General features: G+C 57.3%; 6 protein-coding genes. 2 read left to right on the top strand and 4 right to left on the bottom strand.

The annotated features are described in order from the left end of the window. Positions 1 to 8 precede the first annotated feature (8 nt). The 4 genes from ACEQWH_RS13310 to ccrA all read right to left on the bottom strand — a co-directional run bounded on the left by ACEQWH_RS13310 (position 9) and on the right by ccrA (position 4,001). Positions 9 to 743, bottom strand: coding sequence for an SDR family oxidoreductase (locus ACEQWH_RS13310; protein ID WP_370231619.1), 735 nt, complete (start codon positions 741 to 743; stop codon positions 9 to 11). Next, complete coding sequence (locus ACEQWH_RS13315) at positions 740 to 2,263, bottom strand: ATP-dependent RecD-like DNA helicase (RefSeq protein ID WP_370231621.1); 1,524 nt, start codon at positions 2,261 to 2,263, stop codon at positions 740 to 742. The genes ACEQWH_RS13310 and ACEQWH_RS13315 overlap by 4 nt, the downstream gene beginning before the upstream one ends. A gap of 98 nt (positions 2,264 to 2,361) precedes the next feature. Continuing rightward, complete coding sequence (locus ACEQWH_RS13320; RefSeq protein WP_370231622.1) at positions 2,362 to 2,562, bottom strand: hypothetical protein; 201 nt, start codon at positions 2,560 to 2,562, stop codon at positions 2,362 to 2,364. A 146-nt stretch (positions 2,563 to 2,708) separates the two neighbouring features. Continuing rightward, entirely contained in the window at positions 2,709 to 4,001 is a 1,293-nt protein-coding gene (ccrA, locus tag ACEQWH_RS13325) for a crotonyl-CoA carboxylase/reductase (protein WP_370231624.1), read from the bottom strand. A 260-nt stretch (positions 4,002 to 4,261) separates the two neighbouring features. Between ccrA and ACEQWH_RS13330 the strand changes: the two genes are divergently transcribed. Both ACEQWH_RS13330 and ACEQWH_RS13335 read left to right on the top strand, forming a co-directional pair. After that, positions 4,262 to 5,470: an endonuclease/exonuclease/phosphatase family protein gene (locus ACEQWH_RS13330; protein ID WP_370231626.1), complete on the top strand. Its 1,209-nt coding sequence runs from the start codon at positions 4,262 to 4,264 to the stop codon at positions 5,468 to 5,470. 93 nt (positions 5,471 to 5,563) lie between these two features. After that, positions 5,564 to 6,291 (top strand): methylmalonyl-CoA mutase family protein (locus ACEQWH_RS13335; protein ID WP_370231627.1); only part of this gene is annotated, 728 nt, incomplete at its 3' end.

A 6,291-nucleotide genomic window follows, 5' to 3' on the forward strand; every position in this document is an offset into this window, starting at 1 on the left:
CGCGGGGCCTAGCCACGACCCATGAACGGCATCTTGCTTGCCATGACGGTCATGAACTGGACATTCGCCTCTGCTGGCAACTCGGCCATATGCAGCACCAGCCGCGCGGCATCCTGCGGATCCATAGACGGCATCACCTCTGCGTCCGGGTTTTCTTCTGCCGCGCGCGCATTCAGGTCTGCGACCATTTCCGTGCGCGCATTGCCGATGTCAATTTGACTTGTGGTGATGTCATGGGCCCGGCCATCCAGCGCAAGGCTGCGCGTCAGACCGGTTACTGCATGTTTGCTGGTCGTGTAGCACACTGAGCCCGGACGCGGGCTATGCGCGCTCAGAGACCCGTTGTTGATGATGCGCCCACCTTTGGGGCTCTGGGCTTTCATCTGGGCATAGGCCAGTTGCGCGGCAATAAACATGCCACGTACGTTGACGTTCAGCACCTGATCAAAATCGTCCAGATCAACGTCGTCAATTTCACCGCTTGGACCAAAAGTTCCAGCGTTGTTGAACAAAACATCGATGCGCCCGGTAAAGCTGACAAACCGCTCAAACGCCGCTTTCATGCCCGTGGCGTCTGTAACATCCACAGGCAAGGCAACCGCGTGCTTGTTGCGCTTGGCAATGTCGGTCAGCGCGTCGCCGCGTCGGGCGATCATGCCGACGGTCCAACCCTGCTCAAGGAACGCCTCGGCCGTTGTTTTGCCGATGCCCGAGCTGGCGCCAGTGATCAAGATGCTTTTCATGTCTGCTCCTCCAAGGTCAGCGGAACCGGCGCCGTGGCCAGATCGTCAATTCGTAAGGCTTGGGTCGGCTTTGCCAATCGGTTACGCACAACCCAGTAAAGCCGCTCTTGCGCGCGGGTGATTGCCACATAGGCCAGTCGTTTCCAAAGGGGCTGACCCGCCTCGACACGCCCCATGCGGGCCGCAACAAAGAGGTCCGGCGCAAAGACCTGTACGTTTTCCCACTGTGAGCCCTGCGCCTTGTGAATGGTCACCGCCGCGCCATGCAAAAACGTCGCCCCCATTCGCGCGGCATAGGGGATAAACGGCTCTTCTTCGTCAGGCTTCTCGATCTTGACGATAGAGGCCGCAGAGACCTGCGGATCCTCGGCCCCCATAACATGCAGCCGAGAAAAACCAGGCTTGCGCCCCGGCCCAAGGTAAACCACCTGCGCCCCTTTGATCAGGCCACGCGCCTCAAGATCCAGACGCTTTTTGCGGTGCTTCATCGGCAGTTCAATGCCGTCGCAAATCAAAGGCTCGCCCTCAAGCAGCATGTCCTCGGGCGCGCCCTGTACCAGCCTGAAAGCATTGATCAATCGCACCCGCGTCGCGTTGCGCCACACCAAAACCGGCGAGCGCGCCATCAGATCAACTTCGACCCTTTGGGCATAGACCACACGGTCGTCCTCACGCGATTTGGCCTCGACCATGCGTTCAAAATCCTCAAACCCCATCGCGGGATCGGCCAGCGCGTGGGCAAGATCGAGGATAGGGTTATCCGCATCCTGCCGGTGCACGCGGCTCAGCGAGAATTTCGCCTTTTCGGGCAGTTTGTCGAACACCATCGATCCCGACTGGTTCACAGGCGCAAGCTGCGCCGGATCGCCAAACATCACGAGCGTTGGAAAGATCTCTTTCAGGTCTTCGAACTGACGGTCATCCAGCATAGAGGCTTCGTCCACCAACCCGACGTCCAGCGGATCGTCGCGGCGTTTCCACCCTGTAATGAAGTCAGATCCCCGCAGACCGGCCGCCGCCAGCGCCCCGGGGATGGATTTATTCTGTTGGTAAAAGGCATGGGCGCGGTCCAGTGCCTCTTCGGTCAGCCCTTCGATTTGCGGGCGCTCGCCGTTTTCGGCCAGCCACTCCGCGATCTTTTCATATTCAGGATCATAGACAGGGCTATAGAGGATGCGGTGAATCGTCGTGGCGGGCACGCCGCGATTGCGCAACACGCTGGCGGCTTTGTTGGTCGGCGCCAGCACCGCCAAAGTGCGGCTGTCCTTGCTTTTGCGCCCTTCAAAATCGCCGGACACAACCTTAAGACCTGCCTCGGTCAAAGCATTCACAAGCTCGGCCAGCAACAGCGTTTTCCCAGAGCCCGCCTTGCCCATGACCGCCGCTACAGAAGTCTTGCCGCCCTGCGGTGGCAGCAAAAGACTGTCATCAAGGTCGACACCGGCGCCCTTGAGAATGGTCGATATCTGATCATAGGCTTCGGCCTGATCGGAAGAGAGCGTAAGCGCCTTACTGGTCATGGCGCGAACTTACGCGCAGACTGGGAAAACCGCCAGAGCGAAGCCGACTTGGAACACGCATGAAGCCCAGAAATAAGCCAGCTCCTCATGCGCTGATGTCACTGGCGCAGATTGCTGAGCGGCTGCCGGCCTTTGGACCGATGGCTCGAGATTTCAGCAGCAGCAAGCAGCGTGATGTCCTCAAGCTCTGTTGCCAGTTGGTGTAACCCATTGGCCTGCGAAAACGTTCTAAGATCCGTCAGAACGTCGATAATCCAATCATATCTTGTGTCATCCTCAGGCGGGGTGACCTGTGCCATGGGTGACCCTCGCTTTTGGGGTGTCACATGTGTTCGCCACAAAGTGCTGGCGACACAGCCTAGCAGGCAACAGGTTTCCTAAAAGTAAACTCGCCCGGGAGATCTTGCGATCGCCCGGGCGTGCTCCGAGGGGACGTCTCTTGCTGTTACGCCTTGGGGGATGCGTCCAGCACTTCTTGCAGCGTGGTCAGACCTTTTACAGGCGCCTGAACCAGGGCCGCCATATTGCCCGGAGGGTGCTGGTTGTTCATCATCATGGTGTGCGCCGCCGGGATCGCATCCCAGGTGAAGGTTTCAGACAGGAAAGGTTCGATGCGGCGTTCAATCATCATCTGGTTCGCGGCTGCGGCCTGCTTGAGGTGCGCGAAATGGCTGCCCTGCAGACGCTTCTGGTGCATCCAAGTATAACGTACGTCAAACGTCAGATTGTACCCTGTGGTGCCCGCGCAGATCACAACCATGCCGCCTTTCTTGCAGACGAGGTTGGACACTGGGAAGGTGCTTTCGCCGGGGTGTTCAAACACGATGTCGACGTTGTTGCCTTTGCCGGTGATGTCCCAGATTGCCTTGCCGAACCGGCGCGCTTCTTTGAACCATTCATTGTACTCTGGCGTGTTGACCTGAGGCAGCTGACCCCAGCACGAGAAATCCTTGCGGTTGATGACGCCCTTCGCGCCCAACCCCATCACAAAGTCACGTTTGCTTTCATCGGAAATCACACCGATCGCATTCGCGCCAGCCGCTTTGATCAACTGAACCGCATAGGTGCCCAGACCACCAGACGCGCCCCAAACCAAAACGTTCTGACCTGGCTTCAGATCATGCGGCGCGTGGCCAAACAGCATCCGGTAGGCCGTCGCGAGGGTCAGCGTATAGCAAGCCGCCTCTTCCCAGGTCAGGTGCTTTGGGCGACGCAAAAGTTGTTGCGCCTGAACGCGTGTGAACTGTGCGAAAGAGCCGTCCGGAGTTTCATATCCCCAGATCCGCTGGCTGTTGGAATACATCGGATCGCCACCGTTGCATTCTTCGTCGTCGCCGTCGTCCTGGTTACAATGGATGATAACTTCGTCACCCACTTTCCAGTTGCGCACTTTGTCGCCCACCGCCCAAACGATGCCAGACGCGTCCGACCCTGCGATGTGATATGGCTCGCCATGGCCGTCAAACGGTGAAATCGGCTTGCCCAAACCGGCCCAGACACCGTTGTAGTTGATGCCCGCTGCCATCACGAGAACCAGCACGTCGTTGGAGTCGAGCTTTGGCGTTTCAACAACTTCGACCTGGAACGACTTTTCTGGTTCGCCATGACGCTCACGGCGGATGGCCCAGGCGTACATTTGTTTGGGCACAAAGCCCATCGGAGGGATTTCTCCCAGCTCGTACAGATCTTTTTCAGGCGCCGTATAGGTCGGCTGGCCGGCTTGTAGGTCGAGAGCCATGATCGTCTCCTTGCTTCGTTTATGCCGCGATGCAGAATCGGGCCTTACGAGAGAGATACAATCGTGCGCGCAAGAATTCAAACAATATTTTACATATTGGGTAATTTTATTACCTCGCAATTGCAGAAATATCTCTGCACGAGCGAAACGGCTAAAATGTCAATGTTTTTCAGCCACTTAATCCTCACAACCTCAAATTAAGGGAATCTTCATCAGAGTTTTGTCGAATGAAACAATCGGGCAAAACAGGAGAGGCAGGCATGTTGCGCAAGATTATTACACTCGCAATTATGCGCCTCTGCATCGCCATTGCGTTTGCAGCATTTCCGCCTAAAAGCACCGTCGCGATGGCCGACACGGTGCGGGTCGCCACATTTAATGTGTCCCTCAACCGACGCAATGCCGGAGATCTGCTGGCCGATATCAAAGCGCGAAACGCGCAGGTTTTGGCCATCGCTGAAATCATTCAACGCGTGCGCCCCGATATCCTGCTGATTAACGAGTTTGATTTTGATGAACAGGCCTTGGCCGCGTTTCAAACGCTCTTGACCCAGCCCCAGAACACCTTGGGCCACAGCTCTGCGTCCCCCATGTCCTATGAGCATCATTTTTCAGCCCCCACGAACACAGGCGTTCCGTCTGGGTATGATCTGGATGGCAACGCCGAGATCGGGGGGCCACGGGATTCCTATGGGTTTGGGTATTTTCCCGGCCAATACGGTATGGCGGTTTTGACCCGATATCCCATCACTGCGACGCGCACATTTCAGACCTTCCTATGGCGCGACATGCCGAACAATCTGATGCCCAAGGAATTCTTGCGACCAGATGCGGTACAGGTTTTTCGTTTATCTTCAAAGAGCCACTGGGATCTGACCCTTGATATCGATGGCGTGCCCCTGCACTTTTTGACCGCGCACCCGACCCCTCCGGTCTTTGACGGGCCCGAGGACCTGAACGGCCGCCGCAACCACGACGAAATCCGGCTCTGGGCCGACTATATCGCGGATGCCGCCTATATCTATGACGACATGGGGCGCTCTGGCGGGTTAAATCCTGGGCAGCATTTCGTGATTGCCGGCGATCTGAACGCTGATCCGTTTGATGGCGACTCGGTGCCGAATGCGATCGGCCAACTCTTGGATCATCCGTTGATCAATGGATCTGACCGCACAGCGCCGGCCAGCGAAGGCGCCACCAAGGCCAGCTTACGCCAAAAGGGCGCTAATCTAAGCCACAAGGGCGCGGCCCGCTTCGATACAGCCGACTTCGGATATGATCGCGACGCCCCCGGCACCGACAGAGCCCCTGGCAACTTGCGCGTCGACTATGTCCTGCCCTCTCGCTCCTTGGATGTCATCGATGCAGGCGTCTTCTGGCTGTCACCCAGCGATCCGCTCTTTGAACTTGCGGAATACCCGACCTCGGATCATCGCCTTGTCTGGATAGACCTCGCAGTGCCAGAGTGACACGACGCCACGTTCCGCTGCAACGCAGCGATTGACAGCAGCACGAAATTTCTCATATGTGTTTCAAAACGTAATTTTATTGCCGAGGCAATTATGACAGACGCACCCACACGGGACCGCCCCTGGTTGATCCGAACCTATGCTGGACACTCGACAGCAAAGGCCTCGAATGCGCTTTATCGTTCCAACCTGGCAAAAGGCCAGACCGGCCTCTCTGTGGCATTCGATCTGCCAACGCACACCGGTTATGACAGCGACCATATTCTGTCTAAGGGCGAGGTGGGCAAAGTCGGCGTGCCTGTCTGCCATCTGGGGGACATGCGCACCCTGTTTGACCAGATCCCGCTCGAGCAGATGAACACCTCGATGACCATCAACGCCACCGCCCCCTGGCTTTTGGCGCTGTATATTGCAACGGCCGAGGAACAGGGCGCAGACGTCAGCGCGCTACAGGGCACGGTGCAGAACGATCTGATCAAGGAATATCTCAGCCGCGGCACCTATATTTGCCCGCCAAAACCGTCACTTAAGATGATCGCGGATGTGGCGGAATACTGCTATACCAACGTGCCCAAATGGAACCCGATGAACGTCTGCTCATACCATTTGCAAGAGGCAGGCGCGACGCCGGAACAAGAGCTGGCCTTTGCTTTGGCCACTGCCCAAGCGGTTCTGGACACGTTGAAACCCCGCGTACCTGCCGAGGATTTCGGCCCCATGGTCGCGCGGATTTCCTTCTTTGTGAACGCAGGCATCCGCTTTGTCACCGAGATGTGCAAGATGCGCGCCTTTGTCGAGTTGTGGGACGAAATCTGTCAGGA

The sequence above is a fragment of the Cognatishimia sp. genome (assembly GCF_964229375.1).
Classification (GTDB): domain Bacteria; phylum Pseudomonadota; class Alphaproteobacteria; order Rhodobacterales; family Rhodobacteraceae; genus Cognatishimia.

Bases quoted from the DNA above. Each gene is read 5' to 3' on its own strand.
- ACEQWH_RS13310 (WP_370231619.1), bottom strand. From the start codon at position 743: ATGAAAAGCATCTTGATCACTGGCGCCAGCTCGGGCATCGGCAAAACA.
- ACEQWH_RS13315 (WP_370231621.1), bottom strand. From the start codon at position 2,263: ATGACCAGTAAGGCGCTTACGCTCTCTTCCGATCAGGCCGAAGCCTAT.
- ACEQWH_RS13320 (WP_370231622.1), bottom strand. From the start codon at position 2,562: ATGGCACAGGTCACCCCGCCTGAGGATGACACAAGATATGATTGGATT.
- ccrA (WP_370231624.1), bottom strand. From the start codon at position 4,001: ATGGCTCTCGACCTACAAGCCGGCCAGCCGACCTATACGGCGCCTGAA.
- ACEQWH_RS13330 (WP_370231626.1), top strand. From the start codon at position 4,262: ATGTTGCGCAAGATTATTACACTCGCAATTATGCGCCTCTGCATCGCC.